Origin of the sequence: Brucella tritici, from assembly GCF_902825325.1 — a bacterium.
Taxonomy (GTDB): Bacteria; Pseudomonadota; Alphaproteobacteria; order Rhizobiales; family Rhizobiaceae; genus Brucella.
Genome location: NZ_CADEAR010000004.1, coordinates 1 through 25,136, shown reverse-complemented (window position 1 = coordinate 25,136; position 25,136 = coordinate 1). Strand labels below are relative to the sequence as shown.

Below are 25,136 nucleotides of genomic sequence, written 5' to 3'. Positions count from 1 at the left end.
ATCACCGATTGTTTTGTTTTTTCAGATAGATAAGCTGAGCTGTCAGTCCTATGATGAGGATGATCAAAAGACTGCCCTGCGCGCCCAGCAACAACGGGGATTTGAGATCAGTCACAAATGGATGTCCATCTGGTACGCGCCGTAATACCTCGCTTACCGCCGGCACCATTAGCAGGAAGGCAGTCAAGCTTAGAAAGACTGTTTCCAGGTAGCGGGTCGCACGACCGAAGACTGAACTGTAACCGATTGAATAACCGGCAATCAGCAGAACCATCGTCACAGCACCGATAACATAGCTGACCTGCTGGCGTGCAACGAGAAATGTTGTGCCGGCACCTATAAGCATCGAGACAAAATAAAGGCCTCCGGATTTTGACCGGGGCAAAATTCGCCCGTAGCGGACGAACATGTAGATGGCCAGGGGAATGGCAGGCAAACTGCCGATCGTGTGCACCCAGCCTAGCGGGGAAATTCCAAACATAACCAAAGCTCCTGTAAAGTTAACAACCTACTAGTAGATAGGTTTTAGAATAAAACCTTGTTCATTGATCAGGACGGTCGATTAACCATTCAAAAGATACTGATAGCATCCATCCACATTCACCACAGTCATCCTTCCCAAAATTCCCTCACCATTTCGACAACTGGCCGACGAGAAACATCGTCGCGACAGCGACATTCCAGAAACAGGCACGCAACATTTCGATATTCATTCCAGGCATTGCCTGCGCCCGGCATGTTTCGAAATATCAATGCGATGATGGCTGCAAGCTGGATAATGGGGTCGCCGCATTCACCTCCCTGCCAATTGATAGCCTGACTACCGAGCATGATCAGGCTTTGATCGAAATCACTGTGCCGCAGCCAGTCTGCGAAGCATTGGTTCAACTATAAGCGAAAACATCTTCGGATCGCTGTGGGCTCTCGCTGACAACATCCCTCCGTGAACGGTAGCAGCAAAGGCTTCTGCCTCGATGTCAGGGGAGTCGATCAAGCGAATGCGGCCCTGTCTTGCGCCGCGTGTGAGGACTGATGTCAACCATCTCGATAACGATCTGAAATAGTTTTGAATCTCAGAAGCAAGTTCCTGTGGCAATACAGGAATTTCGCTTGCCAGAAGCGCCCCTATACAGAATGGCGCACTCCCGTCTGTGATACACGCACTCCAGTATTGAGTATAAGCCTGCAGTTGCGCCAGCGGATCATCGACTTTGCTCTCGAGATTGGCAAAACCTGCTTCTGTATCTTCACGATGCCGCACGATTAGTGCCTTTACCAGATCGACCTTGCTCGGGAAGTGATGATGGATACTGGCCTTGCGAATGCCTACGACGCTGGCGATATCCGCGTAGCTGAATCCATTATACCCACCCGACATGATCAAGGTTTTGGCGCAAGCGAGAATATCATCGGAAGTGGTGGACAAATTGCTCATACTCAGTACCTACCTTCCAGTAGGTTGAATGTCAAGATAGATCAAAGTGAAGAGATTTGTCACACGGTCGAATTTTACCTCATGCAGAACCCGATCCCGTCGACACAGTTCATATGTTGCAACAGTCCGGGGCAAACGGCACGAAATGGATCGGCTCTGGACTTCGCAAACAGGTTAGTGCCGGAAGTCTTGACCGCGGTCGAGTTTCTGGCTCTGACGTATCGCTGCAATTTCCTGGACCCTGGCGGTCGAAACTGTTTGCTGCAAAATCTTCAACTTGTCCTGAAGCCCCTCGAAGACGGAACGTTGTGCCGGAGGCACACGTTTGACGTTGTCACTGTCGCCGCGCATGATTGCGTTGCGCCCGAATCTGAGATCAAGGGCGCGGCTGACACTGACAAGTTCCCGAAGAATATGCGGTTCGAGCGAACCGGCGAGGGCATCAAGCCGTGCGGTCTTCTTTTGCATCGCAGTTGTGATGCGACGGAGCTCTTCGCCGGCCTCTTCTGACAATCCGGGAATGGCGGTTGCCATCTGCTGACGCTCTGCGGCAATTGCTGTTGTTGCAGTCTTCAGGGCTGAGGCCCAGCCCGATCCCAGCGAGCGGACACTTGCCTGCACATCCGGCACGGCTTCCAGTGCTGTCTTTCGCTCGCGGCCACCGGCCAGAAACCTGTCCCTCAGTCGACTGGAGCCGCGCAGGGCACCATAGGCCGCAGGATCATTGGCAATGGCTGCCGCAATCCGCCCGCCGGCAATGCCTTTCCGGATCAGTGCCTCGATCGTATCGACGGCACTGGCGGGTTCCCGCCAGAGATGAGAGGCCGTTTTGGCAAGTGCTGTTCGGTTATGGCGGTAGTGGGCTGCCGCGGATGCCCTCTCGCGCGCCTCAACCTCGACCGGGGTTGTAAACTGTGTCACGGCGGCAAGCAGCGGCGGTATGGAACGGGCTTCCGGGTCCTGCTCGATATGGCTGGTCGGCCGGGCTCGGGGCGAATTCTGGGTGTTTCGATCCACGGACATCCGGGCTGTCGGATTCTGCACGGGGAATCTTTCGGATTGCCTCTCATGATAAGAAACCTTGCGTTCCCGATCGATTGCCAAACCGAGCGCCGCACCTGCCCGCTCCCACAGCATTGCCACCTGCTGGCGCTTTTGTGACAGCCACGCCAGCTGGCGTCTTGCCCTCGCCCCTGTTTCGGCCACAACTTCGGCAAGTGTGTCGATGCCACGCCTACGGGCAAAGTCCCGCACATGTGCCTGGTAACCAGCCTCACCAGCAAAATCCAGCGTCGTGGTTTTGGCGCCCGAACGCCCGAGGCGTTTTGCCAGTTGCCGGAACAATTCCGGCGTGTGGCTTTCCCCTTCAATGCTTTTGCGGCGGACATCGGTGGCTTGATGCAGCCTAGCCGTCCAGACATTGCGTTCGACCGTGCGTTCCTCAAAGCGCCTTTTGCTCCCTTTCGCATCAGGAACTGCAATTTCTACCTTCACGGTCTCGACGCCATCCTTGCGAAGCGTGACCATATCACCTCTGGAAGCTCCCACAGCCGACAGGGCTGCCGGCAGACCGACACCCCGGAGGCGATGGACCTTCCCGCCCTCAACCTTCACATCAGCATAGGGCGTGTCATTCGTATCCTCATCCCCGGGCCGGAATTTTGTCACCCCGGTTTCGACCAGTTCACCGGTGATCCCCTTCGCGTAATCAATACGGGATCTGTCCTCGCGTTCGGGCCTGAAGTCCTCGCGTGCAGCATAAAGATCAGCCCTGTGACGATGACGGGTCATGGACACATAGGTCAGGTGCCTGTCCATCATGCCGCTGGCAAGCACAAGGGTCCGGTCGACAGTCGCGCCCTGCGACTTGTGGATGGTCACCGCATAGCCGTGATCGATGTTGCGGTAACTGTCCTCGCTCAGAACAATCTCGCTGCCACTGTCGAGCCGGACAGAAAGCAGCGGCGCGCGGAATGCGTTGCCGGTGGAGACCACCGTGCCGAACATGCCGTTCCTGACGTATTGCGGACTGTTTCCTCTTGCACGCGGCTCGAGGAAACGGGCGTTCTCGAGAAAGATGATCCGGTCGCCTGCAGCAAACTCCCGCATGCCCCGCTCCGTCCGGAAGCTGCGGGCAGCATCGAGTGCTCCCTCTTCCCTCATCACCTTGCGCAAGGCCTCATTCAGCCTGTGGACATCCCTGTTGGTGTGCGCCAGCACCAGCAATGCATCACCCCGCAACTGGCCACCACCGTTTAGTGCTGCGATCCCCGTCCCTGGCCGCACGCCCCGTCCAGGCGATGATGGCGTGATCAGTTTCCGCCGCGCATCCGTCCAGTCCCTGACCAGACGGCCGATCAGTTCATCCCGGGTTTCCGCCTCGACCAGATGCCCGCGTCCGGCGTAAATCTCCAGTCCGGCCGCGGTGTCGCCGCGGGCGAAGCGACTTGAGGCATCGCGTGCCCATTGGTCCTGTTGCCGGCGTACACCGGCAAGTTCGGCGGAACCGATCCGTTCCGCGATTGCCCGGAAAGCCGCACCGGCCCCGATCGGCTGAAGCTGCATGGCATCGCCGACCAGAACAACCTTTGCGCCAGCCTCCTCTGCAGCATCCAGCACATGTGCCATTTGCAACGAGGAGACCATGCCTGCCTCGTCAATGACGAGGATGTCACCGCGCATCAGCTGGTCACGCCCGTTATTCCAGGCATGCTCCCACGCGGCAAGCGTTCGCGATCTGATACCGGAACTCTCCTCCAGCCCCTCGGCAGCCTTGCCGGAAAGTGCCGCACCAAGGACACGGTGATGCCCGCTCTCCCAGGCAAGGCGTGCAGCTGCAAGCAATGTCGACTTGCCCGTACCGGCAAGACCGACGACAGCAGCGATGCCGTTGTCGCCCGTCACATGCCGAATGGCTTCAATCTGCTCAAGATCCAGCCAGAACGGCTTCAGCGGATTGTCCCCTTCGACGAAACGCACTGCGCCTGCGCGTCCTGCGTCCGAAATCCCGAACCCCTTCCTCCCCGACAGGATATCGGCGGAACGCATCATGTCATGTTCGGTGCGCAGGATCTGGCGAGTGGTGAAGATTGCCGGTTCCATTGCCTCGCCAGTCGCCAGGCCATTCATCGGGCCAGTCACACGACCAGTCATCGGGTCAGCCTGCTGCGGTTTCAGGAGCACCAGATCAGGAGAGGCCATCAGTCGTGCACGGATATTGGCAAAGTCGACCGGATCATCGACGTAGCGGTGGATGACCCTTGCGATATCCTTCTCGTCAAAGGTGGATCGCTCATTGCCAAGCTGCCTGAGGAGAGGCCCCGGATCGGCAAGCAGCCGGGCGGTCATTTTGTGCCGGCGTGCCAGATCGGCGGGTGCAAAATACATCTCGGCGCCCTTGCGCATCATCGCCGACTTTCCGGGCCCCAAATGCCTCTGGGCAATCCCCTCAAGTCCCTGTTCGGCATGGGAACGACCGTCAAGGCGGATGTCACGGCCAGCCAGTGCCAGATACCGGCTGGCTGTCTGCGCCCAGGCGATCTTCCACGCCTTCATCGTTTCCCTGTTACCCGCCCAACACGTATAAACAATATCCCCGTTATGGCGATTTGATTTTACCTCACGTAGTGGTTTCCCATCGGGTCGGCGAACCGGCATATATTTGGGACCAAACCCTTCTTCGGTCAGCGGCCTCAATGCGGTCATCAGGTGAATATGTGGATTGCCGCCCTTGTCGTGATAGACCCAGTCGGCGATCATACCCTTCGAAGTCAGATTGCCCCGGACGAACTCCTGAACCAAACCGATATTTTCCGCCCGGGTCAGTTCCTCCGGCAGAGCAATAATCAACTCACGGGCAAGTTGTGCATCCACCCGCGTCTCAAATGCATCGACAGCATTCCACAGCACCTCACTTGCTTCAGCGACAGTCTTGCCTTCGATTGCCGACCTCAGCCACGCTGGAATATCTTCCGGCAACGCCAGTTCTTCATGGACCAAATCATCGTCGCCGCCGCGATAGTTAAACAAGGTTCCGGTCTGTTCGTCTCTCATCCGGGTGCGATGACGATAAGAGGCCGCAGAGATAATGTTACGTCCTGCCCCTCTGCTGATCATCTGCGCTCGCACGAACATGATTGCCACGTCTTTCCCCCTGACTGTCAGTCAATACGTGTGAAAGCCCCGGATTAACCGGGCAGCAGACTTGCCACTTCTCCGCCCCCTTTCACGAGTTGCTCCGTCGCATTTGGGGGCTTGAATATGAAAACATCTTTAACTATCTATTTTAAATCAGTCAAATTCACAATCTCTACCGTGTCGAGCAACGAGGACCACAAGATGCGCATTGATTTTCTGAGCAAAATATCCAGATGCGACATTAAAGAATGCCGCATGAACATAAAATTTATGAGCACTATAATCAGCTCACCGTTTGAAACGGCCCGCACGACGGCTGGCCAGGTGAACCCGTTGTCCAGACGGAAAGGATGTTTGAACGAACGACACGTCTTCTTGCAAGACCCACAAGAGCAACGCCTTACAGCAAGGCTTTTTATCCTCTGAAGAGCCAGAATGGCGATACTGGAGCAACGGCGTATGTCCAGCAAGACAATTGATCGGACGACAGAAGCGCGGAGCAAACGCCTGCTGGGGGCAATTGTCGTGCGGGCCGACTTGTCGAGGGTCGACCGGGCATTCCTGTTAGGAGGACTGCTGGAACTGGCCAAACTTTCGCCCGGAACATCCGAATACCGCCGTTTGCGCAAGATTGGCGAAATTGCCTTCAGGTCTGAAGCGTCAGGAGAAAATCCAGGCTCAAACCAGGGAGACCGCATTTGATGGTTAGAGCAATACCGCTCCCGGGTCTGCTTTTCGCTCTGGTGCCGGTCGTTCTGTCTGGCTTTACCTTTTATGTCGCGCATTGGTGTTGGAGCGAACTGGCCGCAGGCTTGCCAGGAAAGCTCCAGTACTGGTTTATGCGTGCTGCGCCTGCACCAGTGCTTCTATCGGGGCCGCTTGGGGCACTGCTGACGGTTTGCTTGCTACCGCTGCACCGGCGCCGACCGGTCGCCATGGTCAGCCTGTTTTGCTTTCTGCTTATTGTGGGTTTCTACACGCTACGCGAGATCACCCGCATCTCCCCTTTCGTAGAAAGCGGAGTCCTGCAATGGGATCAGGCTCTATCATTCCTCGATATGGTTACCTTGGTTAGCGTCGCAGTTGGTTTTGTTGTTTCAGCGGTATCCGTGCGCATCTCAAGCGTTGTGCCCGAAACGGTGAAGCGCGCCCGTCGCGGAATCTTTGGAGATGCAGACTGGTTACCGATGTCGGCGGCGGCACGGCTCTTTCCTGCAGACGGCGAAATCGTTGTTGGCGAGCGCTATCGTGTCGACAAGGAACTCATCCATGAACTGCCTTTCGATCCAGTCGATCCGTCTACCTGGGGGCGCAGCGGAAAAGCTCCACTCCTGACTTACAATCAGAATTTCGATTCAACCCATATGCTGTTTTTTGCGGGATCAGGTGGATTTAAAACGACCAGTAATGTCGTGCCTACAGCACTTGTCTATAGTGGTCCGATCGTTTGCCTGGATCCGTCATCCGAGGTTGCATCGATGGTAATCGAACATCGCCGCAAAAGGCTCGGGCGAGACGTCGTGGTGCTCGACCCCGCCAACCCGGTTAACGGTTTCAATGTTCTTGACGGGATCGAAACGTCGATAAAAAAAGAAGAAGACATCGTCAGCATCTCACATATGCTGCTGTCGGAAAGCGCTCGCCTTGAAAGTTCAACGGGGTCTTTTTTCCAGAGTCAGGCACACAATTTGCTAACAGGACTCCTGGCGCATGTAATGCTATCGCCAGAATTTTCCGGGCGGCGCAATCTGCACAGCCTGCGTCAAATTGTTTCCGAACCGGAGACGTCGGTTCTTGCCATGCTGCGTGACGTTCAGGAAAATTCCGTCTCGACATTTATTCGCGAGACGCTTGGCGTTTTCGTCAACATGACTGAGCAGACATTTTCAGGCGTCTACTCTACCGCATCGAAGGATACCCAGTGGCTATCCCTCGCAAATTACGCGTCCCTTGTCTGCGGTGACAGTTTTAAACCAGCACAAATAGCCGAAGGTGAAAAAGACGTATTTCTCAATATCCCCGCATCGATCCTTCGCTCCTACCCGGCAATCGGACGAGTAATCATTGGCTCGTTAATCAATGCAATGATCGAGGCGAATGGCGCATTCCGGCGACGGGTTTTGTTCATGCTCGATGAGGTCGATCTGCTTGGCTATATGCGCATACTGGAAGAGGCACGTGATCGAGGGCGCAAATACGGAATCAGCTTGATGCTGATGTACCAGTCCGTTGGCCAGCTGGAACGCCATTTTGGCAAAGATGGTGCAGTTTCATGGATCGATGGATGCGCATTCGCGAGCTATGCTGCGATCAAGGCGCTCGATACCGCGCGTAATGTGTCAGCGCAATGCGGGGAGATGACGGTAGAAGTGAAGAACAGTTCACGCAGCACAGGATGGGATAAGACCCATCTTTCCCGAAAATCTGAAAGCATCAATTTCCAGCGTCGACCGCTTATAATGCCGCATGAGGTTACCCAGTCGATGCGCAAGGATGAACAGATCATTATTGTACAGGGGCACCGCCCCATCCGCTGCGGTCGGGCTATTTATTTTCGACGCAAGGAAATGGACATGACCGCCGCAGTCAACCGGTTCGTTAAAACCTCCAAAAGTCAGTAGCCCGTGCAGGCGTCAGGACCAAAACAAAGTTCACCGGATTCGATACGCTCATTGACCTGGTTGAGCTTCAGTTCCGCCAACGAAAGGCGCATTCGCAATGTAGTCTCCCCTTTGGACCCGACCACGATCACCCTTCTGAACTATGGGAGGGACTGTAAAGAACATCGAAGTTTCGACAATAAGTGGCGTGGTTCCTCCCAATGGCAAACTGATGATTATTGCTCCGCTGGATGAGCAGCTTCTTATCGAGGCTCGCATTCTCCGCGTGACATTGCCTACATCCATCCCGGCCAGCCCGCAACGGTCAAGATAACAGCCTATGACTATGCGATATAGGGCAGCTTAAAAAGGGAAGTGGGGAGTATTTCACCCGATACGATTCAGGATGAAATCAAGCCGGAGGAATTCTACTATCGGGCTTTCATCAAGACAGATGCACTTTTTAACAAAAAGTGGCGAACGTTTTTCGATCGTCCCGCGCATGGTAGCTGCCACTGATATCAATACAGGCAGCAAAACTGTGCTGGATTACCTGATTAAACCGTTTAACAGAGCACGCGAGGCATTGCGCGAGCGATGGTCTCGACCATCAGTGGAATGCTGAAAATATAAAGATGGATTCTCTGGAGCCAAACTGCTTCTGTACTGTCCACACCGCACCAGAAAAGCTGGCAGCCTCATTTCACACGAGCCTGAAATCCTGCGTTTGACCAAAAGTGGCGGGATTTGCCAATCGGCTCCCTGACAATATTGCCAGGGAGCTCTGATGCAGATGTTTTTTTGCCGGCTGCGCCGCGGAACGCGCGGCGACTTGCTACTGGATAAACAATCCCACGCCCGGTGCAATCGGCAGACCGAGTTCCATCCAAAGGATAAGGAACAACAACCACGAGACAAGAAAACCGAGTGCGACGGGAATTGTCATCGACGCAAGTGTACCGATACCCGCATCCTTTTGATACCGCTGCAAGAATGCGAGGCAGACCGCGAAATAGGGGCTCATCGGCGTCACGATATTGGTGGAGGAGTCAGCGATGCGGAAAGCTGCCTGGATGAGTGCCGGTTCGAATCCAACCAGCATCATCATCGGCACGAAAATTGGTGCCATCAAGGACCATTGTGCAGACCCCGACGTGATAAACAGGTTCATGACAGTAGCCAGTACGACAAACGACACCAGAAGCGGGATACCGCCAAATCCGCTGGCATCGAGCATGTGAGAGCCGCCTACGGCGATCCACTCGCCCAGGTTTGTCCACTTGAACCAGGCAAGGAACTGCGAAATGGCAAAGAACAGAACCAATGTCGGTGCAAGCTCCTTCACTGCTTCTGCCATGAAGTTTATGCCATCTTGTGAAGTTTTGATTTTACCGACAGTCCGGCCATAGATCCAGCCGAGGAAGAGGAAGAATATGGCAAAAATAGCCACTGCGCTTTCCAGTAATGGTGAAGGCACCAGTCCACCATTTTCATTGCGAAGCGGCGATCCGGCAGGCACTACGGCTGCGACTATGATGGCTATGAGTGCCAGCGTTGCCCAGCCAACGCGCTTCAACCCTTTCAGCTCCAGTTCACTGACAGGATGAACATCGAGCACCACGCTACCACGATAGGTGCCAGCCATGGGTTCAACAATTCGCTCGATAATGAATGCACCAACAATTGAAAGTATGACCGCTGAGGATGCAATGAAATAGTAGTTGTCGATAGGCGATACGTATGCGTTTGCATCGACAGTGTGTGCAGCACTTGTTGTAATGCCTGAGAGTATAACGTCTGCCGGCGTGATCAGCAGGCTCGCATCATAGCCAGCTCCGACAGCTACATATCCTGTCACTGCACCCACCAGAGGATTCCGGCCCATTGCCTGGAAAATCATCGCTGAAAGCGGGATGAGGATTATATAGGCCGCATCAGACGCAACGTGGCTGCACATACCAACCAGAAAAATGACGAATGTAGTCAGATAGCGAGGGGCCTTCATCACGCTGACTTGCATCAGTGCAGCAATAAGACCTGTCTTGTCCGCAACTCCGATGGCAAGCATGATAACGAGCACCACACCGAGTGGTGGAAACATCACAAAATTCTTGGCCACGGTGGTCAGAGCAAATACCAGTCCTTCGCCAGACACGAGGCTTTTGACGGTGACGCTTGCGCCGGTTTTCGGATTTACTCCTGATACGCCGTAGATTGCCAGAACCCATGATAAAAGCGCGACGACAACACAAAGAGATGCGAAAAGGATGACGGGATGCGGCAGTTTATTGCCTGCCCGTTCGATCGCATTGAAAAAACGTTGCATATTAATTCTTCCCTTCCAGGCCCTGTACTGTCCGATCCGCACCTTGTAATGCGGTTCCTCCCGACAGCGCAGGGTCGGCTTCATGATGAATGGCTTCAAGCAGAGGGGTTAAACCGCAACCTGAAGCCGGCTTTTCAAGGATTTGTTTTGAGGCGCTGTTCAGCTATTGCGACGAACATGCCTGCCGCCACCGGCAATATCTCGTCGCGATAGTTGTAATGCGGATGGTGGAGGTAGGCGCTATCTTCACCGTTACCGACAAAGAAGAAGCAACCGGGAATCTTTTCCAGATAGAATGCAAAATCCTCCGCACCCATCGTGGGCAATTGATGCATGAAACCGGCGTTTTCAGCGCCGAATCTCTCGACAGCAACCTTTATTGTAAAGTCCGTTTCATCGCTGTCATTGACAACAGGCGGAATCCGCATTGTCTGTTCTAGTCTGACGCTTGCACCATAGGCCTCGCAAGTCTGCGCAACGACCCGGCGAAGTTCCCTGTCGATTGTCGCTGCAGCCTCAGGCGAGCCATCGCGCGTGTTGATCATCATTGTTGCCTGGCCTGGAATGACGTTGTGACTATTGCCGCCATGGAACTGGGTAACCGTAACGACACCTGAATCCAGCGGTGACACGCGTCGAGCAATGACACTTTGCAACGATTGAATAACTCCTGCTCCGATAAATATCGGATCGATGGCCAGGTCGGGGCGGGAAGCATGACCACCCTTACCCGTTATGGTGACCTCATAAAGCGAACTTCCACCCATCGCAGGTCCGGCCTTGGCAAAGACCCGCCCTAATGGGTAACCGGGCCGGTTATGATAACCAAAAATGGTCTCGACCCGGTCCAGTGCACCTTCTTCGATCATGCGTGCAGCCCCAAGGCCGCCTTCTTCTGCTGGCTGGAACAACAGCGTAATCCGACCAGAAAGATGCTCGTGATGCCGCGCAAGTTTGTCCGCCGCCAACAACAGCGAAGCAGTATGCCCGTCGTGGCCGCACGCATGCATTTTGCCGGGTGTCTTCGAAGCGTAAGTCAGGCCTGTTTCTTCCTGGATAGGCAATGCGTCCATATCGGCACGAAAGCCGATTGAGGAACCGGGGCGCCCTGTATCAAGGATGGCAAGTACACCCGTCTGGGCGAGACCGGTTTTGACCTCATAGCCGCGCTGTTTCAGGAATTCAGCGACCAGATCACTCGTTGCATGTTCCTCATACTTGAGCTCGGGATTGCTGTGCAATTGTTGGCGAATAGCCGTTGCATCGGCAATGGCCTCACTGGTGAAAACAGACATTAAAACCTCCCTGAAAGCGAAATATCGGGACGTTAAGGGCCCTCGATCCTCAGTTCAGGCTTGATATCAAGCGGATAGACATGCCACAATTTCATAAATTAGTTCATATCGTTGCGTTTTTGGCAAAGCAGAAAGGCCGTTATGCAGCACATTGCCTTGCGCTATTTTCTGGAGGTAGCCCGAACAGGCTCGATAACCGAGGCCTCCGCACAGTTGAACGTCTCGGGTTCAGCGATCAGTCGCCAGATATCGCGACTGGAAACCGAGCTTGCTGTGGAACTGTTCGAACGCAGACCGCGCGGGATGGTTTTGAGCCCGGCAGGCGAACTGCTGGTCAAGCATGTCAGGCGTATCGCATTGGATACCGAACGCGCTTTGGCTGACGTGCGGGAAATGCGCGGACCACAGCGCGGGCTAGTGCGTGTCGCAACTTACGAGGGCTTCGCAGTCGACCGCCTGGCGCGTATCATTGCTGATTTTCGTGCGCAGTTTCCGGGCGTTCTTTTTCATGTGTGGGTGGGAAACTCGTCAGAAATTTGCGAACGCGTCAATGAAGGCAACGCTGATATCGGCATTACCTACAGTTATTCCGCACCTGCCGGGGTGAAAATAGAGCGTATCGCCAGAAGGCCAATGTACGCCCTGATTCCACGCTCCCATCCGCTGGCCCGGCGGAAACAGGTTACACTTGCAGATCTTTCAACAGAACCGATGGCCATGCCTGACAAGGGTCGAACCCAGCGCCAGCTCATCGACACCGCTCTGGCTACCAAGGGACTGGTAATGGATCCCGTTTTTTCCACCAATTCCATGGCAACTCTGAAAGTATTCGCCTTCGCTGCGGAAACGATTATGTTTTCCAGTTCAGCCGGCAGCAAGGACAATACCCTTCCGGAAAACATTGTTGCCATTCCTGTAGTTGACGAGACCATGAAAGCCAGTGTGCTGCAAATTGTAACCATGCAGGGACGAAACCTTCCGCGAAGCATTGCTGCATTTCTGGACTTCCTTGGTCAATCGGTGATTGAGCGCTGATCGTGGCTGGAGCATTAGATTACAGTCAAACCGAGATTGAAGTTTGCACGATACTCTGCGCCGATTTTGTGCTGGAACTGCCTTTTGCGAGGCAAAGTGCTTGCATCCTTGGCTGGAGCAAGAAAGACGACACCCATGAATTTCAGGCCCAGCTTTCCATCTCGTCGCGAAAGTAAATCTCCGTAGCCCTGAAAGATCCGTCAATTCGCCTGCATTGAACCACGATATCAATGGCAATCTTAAGTGACGAAAGCACTTCGACGCGCTCAAGAGCACGTCCCGCCTCCGATTCTTTGACGAGGGTGGCGAGTTGCTCGAATGCGAGTTGTGTCGATCCGGCATGAACGGTGGTGATCGAGCCGGGATGTCCCGAGTTCACGTTTCGGATATAATAAAATGCAGTACCATCCCTCAGTTCCTGCAAAAGAATACGGTCCGGTCGCATGCGAAGACAGGATTCCAGAAGCTCGCAGGGGCCGACCCCGGATAGCCCCTGCCCGCCCTTCGAATAGAACAGACGGACATGATTGGGCTGAGGAATAACCAGCTCTGGTGTGTCCTCGATCGAAATCACTCGTTCGTGATGGGGGATGTGTTTGATCAGGGCCTTTGCAAGGGTTGTTTTGGCAGAACCCGTAGCGCCGGAAATTACGACATTCTTACGAGCAATGACAGCGTGCTGCAGAAACAACTTATACTCGCCGTTGCGATATAACTCCGCCAGTTTGGTTTCTGGTCCTGAACAGGCTGCGCTTGTGCTTCTCGCTTCGGAAAAGAAGCCATTAGCTTCCAGGTCCTCAAGCGCGAGGTCCACCGATGAAGGCTTGCGGATCGTGATGCTGACCGTGGCATTCGTGGTAGCAGGCGGTATGACGATTTGAATGCGTTCATCGTCTGGAAGCGTCGCCGAAAGAATTGGCCGCTTTTCATCGATAGACTGGTTCGAGAATGTAGCAACGGCCCTTGCAAGACGCATGAGCCTTTCGAAGGTCAGACCCGGTGCATCATGGGAGCACCATCCATCGGGTCCTTCTGTCAGTACCTGCCCAGGCTTATTGATAATCACTTCATAAAGCGACCTGTCCTGGAGAAAGATTGCAATTGGTGACAACAGTTCGCGAACGACTGCCGCATTCGTGCTGTCCATCCTTTACTACCTTTACTTCGTCACCACTTTCGCTTCCGGCTTGAAATCACCCAACACAGCCCGATCGAAGATGCGGTTCTTCGGTTCGGTAACGCGAAGGCGATAAACATCCGAAAAATCGAGATCACGAGCCACGAAGATGGAGACGATCTCGCCCTGGTGCTTGTTTAGCGTTGGGGGAATATCGATCGACTTCTCGACTGCGATTGCCGCTGCTTGCTGACCGGCACTCATGGTGTCTTGAGCTTCGACACCGCTATTCTGCAGACGACTGTTGGCATAGCTGGTTGCGTCGCCCACAATCGACAAAAGCAACGCGCTTCCAAAGCGTTCCCACCAATGCCTATCGATGTGGCCATCGAAGCCAGAGCGTCCAAGCGCGTCGGTCGCGGGAGATGCCAGCGTGATGATCACGCCTTCGGGCGTCTTCGCTCTATTCCACAAAACGAGCAATCGTTTCTGGCCACGCTGAAGCCCTCCGCGGTACTCTCCAACGACCTGCGTCCCTTTCTTCATCAATACCACCCTGCCATTGTCGGAAAGTACGTCTCTATCAATGACGCAACTCGTGAAACCTGGTTGATCGGAAGCGAGTGCGGTCTCGAGCACGCAAGGAATGGAGTTTCCCATCGCGACGATGAAATTACGATTGCCAAGCGTTCCTGCGCGTGCGCCTTCAAGACGTGTCGGTCGCAATAGACTATCGAACCGTTGCTCATCGTTGCTCACCTGGCCCTGGCTCATCGCGTTGCTATCGAGCGGCAAGAAGTTGCCATCTATCGATTGTGCCGGATTGTCACCGGCTTGCCGTACCGGTGACTTACCCTGTTCCCGGCTATAGGCCAGAACGGGTGCCCGACGTGCGGAATCGAGCAGCTTGTCTTCTATTTCCGGAACTGGCTCCAATGTGGGTGTTGGAAGCACCGTCTTTGGCGCAGGCACAGGCGCAACTGGCTCCACCTTCTCCTTTGCTGGCTCAAAAGCGTTGGTTTGGCGAATGATCACACGCTCAGGGTCGGTACGTTGATCCTTGTTGTCCTTTCCGGAAGTAGACCAGATGGCAAAGCCGATAAACGCCACTACTGCGAGTGCAATCGCGCCGCGTTTGACAACCGGATTGCTGTCGATGCGCTGATCGGTGATCGTCTCGGTGCGCTCACCGGGGATACGGGCTTCTTCTTCGTCTGCCATGTTTTCCCCCTTTATTGTTCCGCGGGATCGGATCTCGTGACACGTTCTACGGAGGGTGACGTGGTGTTGGTATCCGGATTGATGCCGACGCGGCTGTAGGCTTCGTTGAAAACACACAAAACGTCCTTGCCGCGGCGCAGGATGAACTTACTGCTGATCGCGTGAACCAAGACTAGGTTGCCGTCGACAGATTTCGACACCAGGCTTTCTGAGCCATCCGGGTTTTCGATATAGATTGCCGGCATTTCCTGATTGCCCACGAAAGCGAAAGTCGTGATCTTGCCGTTATCGTAGACGGTTTGCGGTTCGAGCGACTGGGGCCCCTGCGCCGAATAGCGCCAGTTGCGAGGCCCATAGGCTTCATGGAGGGCCAGCACATCGTCAGCTTCCCTGGCCTTGGCAGCGCGTGCACGTGCCGCAGCTTGCTGTCGTCGCGCGTCTGCTTCATCTGCAGGATACCGGAATTTCACATAGAAGTAGGTATTCTGGCCTACCTCAACGGTTCCGTCTCGCGCAGTCAATTCCATCTGGTAGCTGCGCGTGGAACCGTCACGTCTGGTCGTTACTACGGAAATATTGGTGACCGGCTGTTTTTCGCGCGGCTTTAGAAACAGAATATTGCCGGCTGGTGCAACTTCCCAGGCAACGCTGTTGCCAAGCGCGACATGGGCGATCTCTTCGTCTGCAGCAAACTCAACCTGGACAGAAGATCTTAACGAACCAACGATCCTGGTGATGTTGAAGGGCTGATAATTGACGAAGCGGACGCGGCTATCCTGCGAGGCACTGTGCGGAATTTCGAGGGCATGCCCCGGAAAGGCGGCACCTGAACACAGTGCAGATAAAAGGAGTGTCTGTCTTATCAATTGATCGCCTCCGGATCCGAACGATATTCGCTAACCGCAAAGCCAAGCGGGTTCACAAGACGATCCGTGGAGGACATGGGTGCATTGGCGTAGGCATAGGTCAGGCTTGCGATCCAGTGTGTCGTCCGGACTTCATCACCTCGAGTGACGGTGCGCATATAACGCACGGACGCTACGTTCTGATTTATAAGCGAGATTGAAGCGATCCTGATTTTGGTCGTCGCCGCACGCCCATAGATGACTTGCGGCGAACCTGGATTGCTACCGCGATAGTGGCTCGCAAAGCGATCCTGCTCCGCTTGCGTAGAGAGGAGCGCGACCGTCCTGAAATTTGTCTGTGCCTCACTCCAGACATAACCTTCGCGGGCACGAACATATCTCGCTGCAAAATATTTTGTCACCGCTTCATCGTAAGTCCCGGCGGTTGACGTCAGCGCCGAAACCACATCGACGATACCGGTCGAATTGTCGACACGAACAACAAAGGGCTCCACCGTCTTCAATGGTGTCAACGCAGCAACTGCCAGGATCGAGACGACCGCAACCAGACTTGCTGCCAACGCGATAGACCACGCCAATCGGTTCGATCGCTCTATCTGGATCATCCGCTCCTGGTCAAAACGGCGCGCTTTTTCGAAGTAGGATTTGAGGCTTTCAGTCGTAACCATCTCCTCACCCCGCGCAAGAACGATGCGATGCAGCGATATCGAGATGGGCAAACGCCGCAGGTTCTTTGCCCTGCTCAACGTAAGGCAATGCTGACATTGATGATCTTGTATCCTGGCGATGGGGTTTCAGGTTTCGGTTTTCATCCCATTCCCACATAGCGCGATTGAGCGGACGGCGGGTCTGGCCATCGCACTTCGGCAAGGGATAGTTCAACGATGCGCAGCCGGCAAGCAATGTGGCCAGCGCAACGGACCAGAAAAATCTGTTCATCGGGAAAAACCTCTTCTTTTCGATAACGTCATGTGTTCGCGCCTCTGGGGCCAACCGTTCGCCCCACGAGACGAACAGTGCGTTTAAGGGCGCGCCCGGTGCATCTGGTGCTTCTGGTGCTTCGCGCAAGCATACCCTCATGAGCATCACGCGCTGTGCTGTAACCATAGGCAAGCGATGCGCCTCCGGCAGCGAGCGCCGAAGCAATATGTGGGAGTTGATAAAAAACGTAGAGTGCGGCGATCCCGATTGCGCAAAGGGCAATCGGACGCATGAGGACGTCGGAATAGGCATCGATGGCAGTAAAGGTGGAATCGATACACGAGATCAGCAACGATCCCACCGCAACGACGAGGACTTGCAGAATGACGAAATTGACGAGTTGTCCGATCCAGGCCTCGGTGAAACGCCTTGTGGACTGAAACAGAGCCAGTGCAACGAAGATGGGCCCGACCGCCAGTATGATTGCCAATGCCAGACGCGCATAAAGCGAGACGACATAGCCAATGCCGGCAACCAGAAAGCTCACCGCGATCACCAAAATTCCTGCAACGCCTGTAACAATATCGATGGGCCAGGAAGCGCGCGACCAGATGTCGGTGGCGGACGCCTGTCCCTTGTCCAGAAGACTGTCAAAAGTGCTGGCACCTGGAGCCGGACCAGAGTTGAGTGCCCCGGCAATTTCATGCGGGAGCACATTGAAGAAAACGTTCGTGACGTAGGTCTGGTAATCGCCGGCGTTCTTGACCAGCGTTACGATAATCGCGAGCTTGATCGCCCGGAACACGAATTCGAGGATCGGCTCGCTAACCGAGCCGCGCAGTACCAGATAACCATAAAGCACGATGTATAGGGTGACGGCAGCGGTCAACGGGCCTGTTATCCATTGTGCGATGTTCAATGTTCCATCCGAAACAAACGTTTCCAGTGGTTGTTTGAACTGCCCGTCGATAAAGTCGAACACCTGATACATCGCATCAATTCCCCAACGTTTCGCGCATCTTGCGTAGCCTTCGTTTTCCGTCCGCCGCTTCGGCGTTCACACACCCTGGCGTGCCGCGCAGTTGGCCCGGATCATTGCGGCATTCAGCAAGGATGCGGTTGAGCAGCGTCTCGTCCGCCATCAGCACCTCAACGGGAAGGGTTGGATTTCTTTCTTCAGAGCAGCCAGTCGCACAGACAAGGACAGCAATCGAAACAAGCCGTTTCATTGCAATACCGCTTTCATCGAATCCATGCGCTTGCGCCAGTCTTCGGCCTTGCGTTGTTCGTCGACCCGGGTTTGTGTGCGCTGAAGCATTTGCAGACCTTCCATTCGCAAGACATCTGTCTGGAGGAATGCCTGTTCGGCCTGAAGCCGGGCCTGGAGGTCAGCGATCTCCTTGGCATCGCTGGCGGAAGATATTTTCTCTCGCAACTCATCGATCCCGTCGATGCGTTTGGTAGCTACATCGTAGATCTGCTGACCTATACTCATCTGCCCGGCATTATTGTTCTGAATGCGCGATAACTCCTTTGCGTAGTAATCGTCGGCGTCGGTCCGATAACGGGAATTGCCTTCGAGAAATTTTGAAGCAGATTGTCCGATCGAGCCTGATCCGTCGCCCTTGAACAAGCTTTCAATGGCTGCGAAATCTGGAGGCAACGCCTTGCGAATGACCGGATCGTTAAGAACGCTGGCAACATCGGCCATGTCGGTCAGTTTGTTGAGCGAACCATAAAGTTGCTGCGCCTGCTCGATCTGCTGATGGAGCGCATCGAGTTGCGATTTCAGTTGCGCGATACTCTCCATGTGCTTGAGGATTGATGTTCTGTCGATGACAGGGATTCCTTCACCGCTCGCAGTCCCGGCTGAGAAGATCAGCGCCGCAACAATGGCCACGCACTGAATTCTATTCGCAATCATCAGCTTGCACTCCTTCTTTCCTGGAAAAGGGGTATCCAGTTTTCAAGCCCGTCGCCGACTTCACTTCGAATTGCGTCTGCAAGTTCGACATTGGCAGTCCGACCGGAAAGAATGGCGAGTTCATCGTCAAAGCCGTGGAGGTTCAATTCGGCGACGACGCTGTTATGACCTTGCTTGAGAACGAAGCGGCGGCTTTCGACACTGAGTTCGCGTGCGATCAGCTCGTATTCACGTTCTGTCAGTTTGAAACCATCGACGTAGTCGGCATGGCTTCCGCGTGCGTTCGGAAGAAAAATTTGCGTTGGGCACTGCTCTATGATGGTGTGGGCGATCGATGAGTTGATGGCGTCACGAGGACTTTGCGTCGCAAAAAGCATGAGACCATTTTGCTTGCGGATCGTCTTGAGCTTGTTCTGTGCAAGGTCGAGGAAGGCGTCATCCTGCAAAGCCTTCCAGAACTCGTCAATGACGATGACAATGCGCCTACCGTCGATGAGTTGCTCCACGCGATAGAAAAGATAAGCCATCAAAGGCGAGCGGATTTCCTCATTATCGAGGAAGTCGGTCATGTCATATCCGACCAGTTTTCCACCAACCCCGAATTCTGCGAATCCGGTTTCCTCATTGACATTGTCGAAGACCCAGCCTAGCGGCCCTCCGCTCTCCCATCGGCGCAACCGGGCGGCGATACCTTCGGGGGTCGTATTGTCGAGGAAAGTCCGGAGCGCACCGATCGTACGTTGTTCCACCGGAAGATCCGCAAGCCCATCGATGGCGGTGGCAATGTCGCGCAGTTCGGTGACAGACAACTGACCCGACAACGACCCCACCAGCTTTCCGATCCAGTCCGCGAGGAAGATCTTGTTTTCTGGCGTCAGGTCGAGTGCCTTAAGTGGCGCACAACCGGTGGGCTTTCCGTTTTTAAGCGGATGATAGGTGCCACCGGCGGCACGGATGTAGAGATCGGCGCCGCGGTCCTTATCGAAAAAGACCACGTGCGGATCGTGCTTTTCAAGCTGGGACAACATGAAATTGAGCAACACGGTCTTGCCAGCGCCCGAGGGCCCGCAAATGAAGGCGTTGCCGAGGTCACCGTAATGGAAATTGAAATAGTATGGCGAACCGGATGCGGTTTTGAGGAGCGCGATGGCAGCCCCCCATTCGTTGTCGTCCTTCTGGCCGGCCGGATAGGAGTGGAACGGCGACAGTGCTGCGAAATTCCGTGAGGTAATTGCACCGGAACGCGCGCGATACCTGAAATTACCAGGGAGTTGAGCCCACCACGCAGCTTCGAGACCAAGGTCTTCGCGCGCGACAACAGCACCGCCATTGGTGAGGCCAGCGCGTGCTTTGGCGAGATGATCGCCCAGTTCTTTCACTGAAGAGCCAAACACTGCCAGTGACAGATGATGCTCGCCGAGAACAAAACGGTTGGATTCCAGATCGTCCATGGCATCGTCGAGCTCTTCGATCTGCGAAGCAGCCTTGTCACCGCTGCTGAGCATCTGGTTTTGTTTGCGACCCATAATTGTGCGGGCGTCGGCCTTCGAGACGAAGGAAAAGGATTGCGACAAAATCAGCTCGAAGGGGCTAATCAGGACAATATCCAACATGCCCGGCTTCGTGGTAGCGGGATATTCCTTGAGACTCAGCATCCCAGTAAAACGGCTTTCAGCCTCGTGCCGGATTTCGATTGTCTCCCGACCGAAAATAACACGATCAGAATAGATCGCCGAGGCAATGCGTCCCTCTGTGAGCGGGATCGGCTCCCTTCGTCCGCCGACGAGTTGATGCAAGACTTCGCACGGTTCGGAAAAAAGCAGGCCATCGGCATTGTACAGCGATAACACTCGCGGCTCGAAGCGTTTCAATCCTGCTGTGATGTCGACCACCTTGTCGCGGAGTTGTTTAAGTGCCTCGTGGTCGAATTCGATATCGCCGTTGCGCGCACGGACCAGACGCGAAAGCAGGTTTGCCGCTTTTTCGGCAGGATCGCGCAGCGGTGACCAGATGATCGTCAGATATAGATCATTGCGAAAAAGATCTTCGCTCACCATTCGCTGGCGATAATTTTCGTTGAGTTGAGCGGAGAATTTCGCTTTAAACCGTCCATCGGGATAGGTCTTGTCACGCCGACGGATCAGATGGGTCCATAGTGCGAGCCGCTCATCGGCGATGTTCCTGTACAGCGTGTTGATATCGCGGTGCAGAGCGTTGATATCCAGAACATCTGCAGTTTCGAACGAAACGCCTTCAAGTGCAATCATCACCATGAGCGAACGCGAGTTCAAGGCGATTGTCGTTTCATCGACGTGACGCACGTAAGGAATAAAAGTTTCGGGACCGAGCTCTCGGGATTTGAAGATTGCGGTATCAGGCAAGACCGAGATCCCTTTCGTCGAAGCGGCGGGAGAGTCTGAGCGGCGTGACCGAGCCACCACCCCACAGGGAGGTGTTTCGCGACCGGCCACGCGTCTCGACCCAGGCTACGGCGATACGAAACATGTTGTGATCGTGCTTGACGAGCGCGCGGAAGATGCAATGAAAAACCACACCTACGAGCGCATAGACAACAGAACCGGCTGCGAGATAGAAAATCGTCGTTGCGATGACGTTCATGCCCATGGCTTCCATGGTGACACCTGCGAACATGGCAGGTCGGGTACAGGCGATGAACAGTGTATCTTCCTCAAGCACAGGCTTTGAGATCGACATTGCCTCAACTCCCGACAATCGTGCTGACAAGCTCGGAAGAACCGGCTATCACGCCGATTCCGATGATCCAGTAGCCAGCCCGACGGAGGTCCATGTAACCGAACATCCAGGCGACTGCGATCAGTATGACCGCGATGGTCGCGATCAACTTGAAGATATTGCCTGTGAGGAGATCGACGATGTTCTGAAGGATGGACTCGATGCCTGCGGCCTGGGCGAAGGCCGGTTCGACCAGGGTTGCGAAAATTATGGTCGTCATAATGGCGGACGTTGCAATCGAGCGCATACGGTAACCATAGGTCATTTCATTCTCCTCCACGCTGGTTCTGGAAAACGAGGACCGACGACTGACGCCTGGACTTGAAGACATCCCAGGAAGGCGCGGTGGCGTCGGAGGTGGCCTTCCGGCCGAGATTCTCTGCGACAGCGTTTGATGTAGCATCGGCCCATTCTTCGCGCTGTCCATCTTGACTGTTGCCGACACTCAACGTCGCGCTCGTTGATTTTAGCCGTTCAATCTCACGTTGAACCTGACTGTCATATTCGGCGGATGAACCGGCAGAGATATCTCCGCCACCGTAAAATGACTGAAGCATGATCTTCCCAGCTTCGGTTTCATCAGCACCGGCCTGGATCGCGCGACGATAGGTGCTGTCAAGCAGTGTCGCGGTCGCTTTCAGATTGAGGCACGGATCGAAAGCTTCCGCGATCGTGAGGTTGAGCCTACTGAGGTCATCAAGACCTAATCCCGCGAGACCAAGCTGAATGTCCTGATGCCCGGCGGCCAGGGCAGCGGCGACTTCTATCGCCTCGGCTTTTGAGGCCGGCTGTTGCTTTAAAGGGGGGCCGTTATTGATGCGGATGTTAAATGGTTCGAAACGGCTTTCGAGGCTGATAATACCGGCAAGCGTTTCGGTAGCAACGGACGGCGCGCAGTTGTGGGCAAGATCGACAAACGATACGGGCATGACTAGAACCACACCCTCTGCTTGCCGACACCGTCGATCGTAACATCAATGTAGTTAGGTTTTTCGCGAACAAGAGGTCGAGCAGTTTTATGGCCCATACACTGAGGGTAGCCTTTTTCGTACTGCCATTTGGCATCAACGAACAGGCTATCGTCATTGCGAAGCTGTTCGCTGCGATGTTTGCACAGGCTGCTGTTTACAGCCTGCGCCGAAGTGGAGACGCAAGACACTACGCGTCTGCGATCAGCGTAAGAAACGGTAAGGCGATAACCGTCATTACAATAATACGGTTCGTAGCGAGGACGTGAGCTCTCAAACCCTGCGCTGCTGCAGGTTGGAAACGACTTGCCTCTGGCAAGCCACCGCCATAGCTTTTGCACCGGTGGACGGCATTGTGCATATTGCGTGGCCCCACCGGAATTGGATAAGCACAAGATAACTTTACAACCCCAGTCATCGGCACGAGCGTTTTGACTGGAACCGAGATATAATGCACCGAGTCCGAAAACTGCGATGGTACCATGAAAGAGAAAGTTGCTCATGCCTCCTATCCTCCGATTGTTGTTGGGCAAGTTGTCAGAACTCGTTGCGCCTCAACTCCCTTACTATACAAATAATCCATAGTTAAAAAAATGGCAAGCAATTTAAGCGAACGATGGCAAAACCAGGCGCTGGCTCTTTTTGGCCTTCGGGAAATTCTGGAAAAACCGATTGAAGATGAATCGCCGCAATCGCGTATCAAACAGATCGGAATGCTGAATGTACTGTACATGATGCATCAGGCTCATGAGCCACTAACCCTTTCATCTATCATGAAAATTACCGGATTGACGCGCGGCGGCGTTATCGAAACGGTCGAACAGCTGGTGCAACGTGGCATCCTCACCGAGACGCTTGGACGCAATTCGATGGGTCGGGGAACGGCGAGGCAGTTTGAATTCGCACGCAACGTATTCGAGCAGATCCGATCCACCGGCGCAGAGTAATTTAACTTATAAGTATATTATAAGTTAAATGAATTTTGGTCCCGACTATCCATTTGAAGGGCCTACCTTTGATTACTCTTGTCGAAGCAAGAGGGAACGGATTTCTCGATGAAGCCCTCAACGCAGAGCAATAAGGGATCGCCAATCGGAACACTGACAAATCGGAAGGGCTTCCTTTATGTGACCGATGAGCGACAGCCGCTCACAGTGCGTCGATCATCTCACTTGAACGCGCTTCCTTCTCAAAAATCCAGTCAAACCCCACCTGTGGTCCCCTTTTGCTGAGAGTGAGGCCGATAGTGAGGAGAGACCGTATTCCAACGAAAGTAACCAAGTCCGACGCCTCCACCCGAAGGTGAAGGCCATTTGTGAGGGGTCGCAGAAACGCGTAACCGTCGCCAAAACCGATGACGCTCTCACGACCAATAATGTCGATCGACACAAATTGTGCACTGAATTCGGTGTGTAGAAATTTGCCTGCCTCATCGGGGTTCGAAACGAGGACGAACGCTTCAGCACGGTGTTTATACGCAAGATTTTTCATCATAGAGCCTGAGTTTTTCACCTTCCGACGCGCAGAGCACCTTTCTCCATTACGGTCGCTGAACTGCTTGCACCTCTGCAGTTGCCCTCACTAAACCAACATATCGATCAGTTACGGCTGATCGTCATGCAATGTCCGTCGTCGAATGATTTGAGACTATTTGTGCTTTTGAAGATTGGAGTTTCCGGCTCGGTTTGGGGTTTGATTTAAGCGGCTTTGGCTTGGTGGTTCAAGCGGCGTTTTTTGATCGTGTCTCGTTTGATCCTTTCGCGTTCGAGCAGGATGGTCTGTCCGCGTCCGAAGTAGACGTCGGCGGGAGTGAGATTGTCGAGGCTCTCATGGTAACGGCGATGATTGTAATGCTCAACGAAGGCTGCAATCTGGGCTTCGAGGTCCTCCTTGAAGAAGTAGTTTTCAAGCAGGATGCGGTTCTTCAGCGTCTGGTGCCAGCGTTCGATTTTCCCTTGCGTCTGCGGGTGGCCGGGAGCGCCGTGAACCTGGTCGATCTTGTATTTCTCCAGCCATTCGCCGAGATCGGAGGCGACGTAACACGAACCGTTGTCCGACAGCAGACGCGGCCGGTGCTCAACCTTGACCTTGTCACAGCCTGAGGCGGCCAATGCAAGATCGAGTGTATCGGTGACGTCATCCACCTTCATGCTGGTGCACAGCTTCCAGGCGATGATGTAGCGGGAGTAGTCATCGAGGATGGTCGATAGGTAAAACCATCCCCAGCCGATGACCTTCAGGTAGGTGAAGTCGGTTTGCCACATCTCGTTCGGCCTCGTGGTCTTGTCCTTGAACTCGTCATTGGCCTTGATGACAATATAGGCTGGCGACGTGATCAGGTCGTGAGCCTTGAGTAAGCGATAGACCGAAGCCTCTGATACAAAATAACTTTCCGTATCAGTGAACTTCACCGCCAGTTCACGCGGTGACAGGTCGGCATGATCGAGCGCCAGTGCGATGATGCGATCCCGGATATCGTCAGGGATACGATTCCACACCCGCGAAGGTGCGGACGTCCGGTCTTCCAGCCCCTCGAC

24 protein-coding genes and 1 pseudogene are annotated in these 25,136 nt (G+C 54.4%); 5 read left to right on the top strand and 20 right to left on the bottom strand.

What is annotated here, in order from left to right; genetic code table 11:
* Position 1 precedes the first annotated feature (1 nt).
* From HWX93_RS06805 to traA, 3 genes are all read right to left on the bottom strand, one after another.
* Positions 2-481 (bottom strand): hypothetical protein, encoded by a 480-nt coding sequence (locus tag HWX93_RS06805; protein ID WP_176036951.1) that lies wholly within the window; start codon positions 479-481, stop codon positions 2-4.
* Between the two features lie 369 nt (positions 482-850).
* A complete protein-coding gene (locus HWX93_RS06800; RefSeq protein ID WP_109989857.1) occupies positions 851-1,435 on the bottom strand; it encodes a TetR/AcrR family transcriptional regulator in 585 nt (194 codons plus the stop codon).
* Positions 1,436-1,609: 174 nt separating this feature from the next.
* Positions 1,610-5,578 (bottom strand): Ti-type conjugative transfer relaxase TraA, encoded by a 3,969-nt coding sequence (gene traA / locus HWX93_RS06795; protein WP_176036950.1) that lies wholly within the window; start codon positions 5,576-5,578, stop codon positions 1,610-1,612.
* 453 nt (positions 5,579-6,031) lie between these two features.
* Here traA and HWX93_RS06790 point away from each other — a divergent pair, with 453 nt between their 5' ends.
* The 3 genes and pseudogenes from HWX93_RS06790 to HWX93_RS22960 form a co-directional block, all read left to right on the top strand.
* The gene (locus HWX93_RS06790) at positions 6,032-6,274 is read left to right on the top strand and encodes a conjugal transfer protein TraD (RefSeq protein ID WP_176036949.1); all 243 of its coding nucleotides are present in this window, start codon (positions 6,032-6,034) and stop codon (positions 6,272-6,274) included.
* On the top strand, positions 6,274-8,193 hold the full coding sequence (gene traG, locus HWX93_RS06785) for a Ti-type conjugative transfer system protein TraG (RefSeq protein WP_176036948.1): 1,920 nt from the start codon (positions 6,274-6,276) through the stop codon (positions 8,191-8,193). The genes HWX93_RS06790 and traG overlap by 1 nt, the downstream gene beginning before the upstream one ends.
* 148 nt (positions 8,194-8,341) lie before the next feature.
* Positions 8,342-8,797, top strand: a pseudogene (locus HWX93_RS22960) (secretion protein HlyD); the annotation flags it as partial.
* Between the two features lie 210 nt (positions 8,798-9,007).
* Here the strand turns inward: HWX93_RS22960 and HWX93_RS06780 are convergent.
* Both HWX93_RS06780 and HWX93_RS06775 read right to left on the bottom strand, forming a co-directional pair.
* A complete protein-coding gene (locus tag HWX93_RS06780) occupies positions 9,008-10,498 on the bottom strand; it encodes an AbgT family transporter (protein ID WP_176036947.1) in 1,491 nt (496 codons plus the stop codon).
* A 134-nt stretch (positions 10,499-10,632) separates the two neighbouring features.
* Complete coding sequence (locus tag HWX93_RS06775) at positions 10,633-11,793, bottom strand: M20 metallopeptidase family protein (RefSeq protein ID WP_176036946.1); 1,161 nt, start codon at positions 11,791-11,793, stop codon at positions 10,633-10,635.
* Between the two features lie 141 nt (positions 11,794-11,934).
* On the opposite strand from HWX93_RS06775, the gene HWX93_RS06770 reads away from it, so the two are divergent.
* Positions 11,935-12,828, top strand: a complete 894-nt coding sequence (locus HWX93_RS06770; protein WP_176036945.1) for a LysR family transcriptional regulator — start codon at positions 11,935-11,937, stop codon at positions 12,826-12,828.
* 142 nt (positions 12,829-12,970) lie between these two features.
* Here HWX93_RS06770 and virB11 read toward each other — a convergent pair whose 3' ends face one another.
* Genes virB11 through HWX93_RS06705 form a run of 13 tightly spaced genes read right to left on the bottom strand, consistent with a single transcriptional unit; the run spans position 12,971 to position 23,102 of the window.
* Positions 12,971-13,975 carry a P-type DNA transfer ATPase VirB11 gene (gene virB11 / locus HWX93_RS06765; RefSeq protein WP_176036944.1) on the bottom strand — a complete coding sequence of 335 codons (1,005 nt, stop codon included), beginning with the start codon at positions 13,973-13,975 and terminating at the stop codon, positions 12,971-12,973.
* A 12-nt stretch (positions 13,976-13,987) separates the two neighbouring features.
* Positions 13,988-15,166: a type IV secretion system protein VirB10 gene (virB10, locus tag HWX93_RS06760; RefSeq protein WP_151612669.1), complete on the bottom strand. Its 1,179-nt coding sequence runs from the start codon at positions 15,164-15,166 to the stop codon at positions 13,988-13,990.
* An 11-nt stretch (positions 15,167-15,177) separates the two neighbouring features.
* Entirely contained in the window at positions 15,178-16,032 is an 855-nt protein-coding gene (gene virB9 / locus HWX93_RS06755; RefSeq protein WP_419190737.1) for a P-type conjugative transfer protein VirB9, read from the bottom strand.
* On the bottom strand, positions 16,029-16,700 hold the full coding sequence (locus tag HWX93_RS06750; RefSeq protein WP_025091594.1) for a virB8 family protein: 672 nt from the start codon (positions 16,698-16,700) through the stop codon (positions 16,029-16,031). The genes virB9 and HWX93_RS06750 overlap by 4 nt, the downstream gene beginning before the upstream one ends.
* Before the next feature lie 4 nt (positions 16,701-16,704).
* On the bottom strand, positions 16,705-16,971 hold the full coding sequence (locus HWX93_RS06745; protein ID WP_176036943.1) for a hypothetical protein: 267 nt from the start codon (positions 16,969-16,971) through the stop codon (positions 16,705-16,707).
* Positions 16,972-16,999: 28 nt separating this feature from the next.
* Complete coding sequence (locus tag HWX93_RS06740) at positions 17,000-17,944, bottom strand: type IV secretion system protein (protein WP_176036942.1); 945 nt, start codon at positions 17,942-17,944, stop codon at positions 17,000-17,002.
* Positions 17,945-17,948: 4 nt separating this feature from the next.
* A complete protein-coding gene (locus HWX93_RS06735) occupies positions 17,949-18,182 on the bottom strand; it encodes an EexN family lipoprotein (protein WP_029928323.1) in 234 nt (77 codons plus the stop codon).
* Entirely contained in the window at positions 18,179-18,877 is a 699-nt protein-coding gene (virB5, locus tag HWX93_RS06730; protein ID WP_176036941.1) for a P-type DNA transfer protein VirB5, read from the bottom strand. The genes HWX93_RS06735 and virB5 overlap by 4 nt, the downstream gene beginning before the upstream one ends.
* Positions 18,877-21,258 (bottom strand): VirB4 family type IV secretion/conjugal transfer ATPase, encoded by a 2,382-nt coding sequence (locus HWX93_RS06725; protein WP_176036940.1) that lies wholly within the window; start codon positions 21,256-21,258, stop codon positions 18,877-18,879. The genes virB5 and HWX93_RS06725 overlap by 1 nt, the downstream gene beginning before the upstream one ends.
* Positions 21,251-21,592: a type IV secretion system protein VirB3 gene (locus HWX93_RS06720; RefSeq protein ID WP_176036939.1), complete on the bottom strand. Its 342-nt coding sequence runs from the start codon at positions 21,590-21,592 to the stop codon at positions 21,251-21,253. The genes HWX93_RS06725 and HWX93_RS06720 overlap by 8 nt, the downstream gene beginning before the upstream one ends.
* A gap of 4 nt (positions 21,593-21,596) precedes the next feature.
* Complete coding sequence (locus tag HWX93_RS06715; RefSeq protein WP_006472033.1) at positions 21,597-21,896, bottom strand: TrbC/VirB2 family protein; 300 nt, start codon at positions 21,894-21,896, stop codon at positions 21,597-21,599.
* Between the two features lies 1 nt (position 21,897).
* Positions 21,898-22,560: a transglycosylase SLT domain-containing protein gene (locus tag HWX93_RS06710; RefSeq protein WP_176036938.1), complete on the bottom strand. Its 663-nt coding sequence runs from the start codon at positions 22,558-22,560 to the stop codon at positions 21,898-21,900.
* Positions 22,561-22,562: 2 nt separating this feature from the next.
* Positions 22,563-23,102 (bottom strand): hypothetical protein, encoded by a 540-nt coding sequence (locus tag HWX93_RS06705; RefSeq protein WP_176036937.1) that lies wholly within the window; start codon positions 23,100-23,102, stop codon positions 22,563-22,565.
* A gap of 90 nt (positions 23,103-23,192) precedes the next feature.
* Between HWX93_RS06705 and HWX93_RS06700 the strand changes: the two genes are divergently transcribed.
* Complete coding sequence (locus HWX93_RS06700) at positions 23,193-23,546, top strand: hypothetical protein (RefSeq protein WP_036578746.1); 354 nt, start codon at positions 23,193-23,195, stop codon at positions 23,544-23,546.
* A gap of 202 nt (positions 23,547-23,748) precedes the next feature.
* On the opposite strand, the gene HWX93_RS06695 is transcribed toward HWX93_RS06700, so the two are convergent.
* Positions 23,749-24,093 carry a hypothetical protein gene (locus HWX93_RS06695; RefSeq protein WP_176036936.1) on the bottom strand — a complete coding sequence of 115 codons (345 nt, stop codon included), beginning with the start codon at positions 24,091-24,093 and terminating at the stop codon, positions 23,749-23,751.
* Positions 24,094-24,296: 203 nt separating this feature from the next.
* A partial coding sequence (locus HWX93_RS06690; protein ID WP_176036935.1) for an IS3 family transposase occupies positions 24,297-25,136 on the bottom strand: 840 nt, incomplete at its 5' end.

Excerpts from the sequence above, each read along its gene's own strand:
- HWX93_RS06805 (WP_176036951.1), bottom strand. The coding sequence starts at position 481 with ATGTTTGGAATTTCCCCGCTAGGCTGGGTGCACACGATCGGCAGTTTG.
- HWX93_RS06800 (WP_109989857.1), bottom strand. The coding sequence starts at position 1,435 with ATGAGCAATTTGTCCACCACTTCCGATGATATTCTCGCTTGCGCCAAA.
- HWX93_RS06790 (WP_176036949.1), top strand. The coding sequence starts at position 6,032 with ATGTCCAGCAAGACAATTGATCGGACGACAGAAGCGCGGAGCAAACGC.
- traG (WP_176036948.1), top strand. The coding sequence starts at position 6,274 with ATGGTTAGAGCAATACCGCTCCCGGGTCTGCTTTTCGCTCTGGTGCCG.
- HWX93_RS06780 (WP_176036947.1), bottom strand. The coding sequence starts at position 10,498 with ATGCAACGTTTTTTCAATGCGATCGAACGGGCAGGCAATAAACTGCCG.
- HWX93_RS06775 (WP_176036946.1), bottom strand. The coding sequence starts at position 11,793 with ATGTCTGTTTTCACCAGTGAGGCCATTGCCGATGCAACGGCTATTCGC.
- HWX93_RS06770 (WP_176036945.1), top strand. The coding sequence starts at position 11,935 with ATGCAGCACATTGCCTTGCGCTATTTTCTGGAGGTAGCCCGAACAGGC.
- virB11 (WP_176036944.1), bottom strand. The coding sequence starts at position 13,975 with ATGGACAGCACGAATGCGGCAGTCGTTCGCGAACTGTTGTCACCAATT.
- virB10 (WP_151612669.1), bottom strand. The coding sequence starts at position 15,166 with ATGGCAGACGAAGAAGAAGCCCGTATCCCCGGTGAGCGCACCGAGACG.
- HWX93_RS06750 (WP_025091594.1), bottom strand. The coding sequence starts at position 16,700 with ATGGTTACGACTGAAAGCCTCAAATCCTACTTCGAAAAAGCGCGCCGT.
- HWX93_RS06745 (WP_176036943.1), bottom strand. The coding sequence starts at position 16,971 with ATGAACAGATTTTTCTGGTCCGTTGCGCTGGCCACATTGCTTGCCGGC.
- HWX93_RS06740 (WP_176036942.1), bottom strand. The coding sequence starts at position 17,944 with ATGTATCAGGTGTTCGACTTTATCGACGGGCAGTTCAAACAACCACTG.
- HWX93_RS06735 (WP_029928323.1), bottom strand. The coding sequence starts at position 18,182 with ATGAAACGGCTTGTTTCGATTGCTGTCCTTGTCTGTGCGACTGGCTGC.
- virB5 (WP_176036941.1), bottom strand. The coding sequence starts at position 18,877 with ATGATTGCGAATAGAATTCAGTGCGTGGCCATTGTTGCGGCGCTGATC.
- HWX93_RS06720 (WP_176036939.1), bottom strand. The coding sequence starts at position 21,592 with ATGTCGATCTCAAAGCCTGTGCTTGAGGAAGATACACTGTTCATCGCC.
- HWX93_RS06715 (WP_006472033.1), bottom strand. The coding sequence starts at position 21,896 with ATGACCTATGGTTACCGTATGCGCTCGATTGCAACGTCCGCCATTATG.
- HWX93_RS06710 (WP_176036938.1), bottom strand. The coding sequence starts at position 22,560 with ATGCCCGTATCGTTTGTCGATCTTGCCCACAACTGCGCGCCGTCCGTT.
- HWX93_RS06705 (WP_176036937.1), bottom strand. The coding sequence starts at position 23,102 with ATGAGCAACTTTCTCTTTCATGGTACCATCGCAGTTTTCGGACTCGGT.
- HWX93_RS06700 (WP_036578746.1), top strand. The coding sequence starts at position 23,193 with ATGGCAAGCAATTTAAGCGAACGATGGCAAAACCAGGCGCTGGCTCTT.
- HWX93_RS06695 (WP_176036936.1), bottom strand. The coding sequence starts at position 24,093 with ATGATGAAAAATCTTGCGTATAAACACCGTGCTGAAGCGTTCGTCCTC.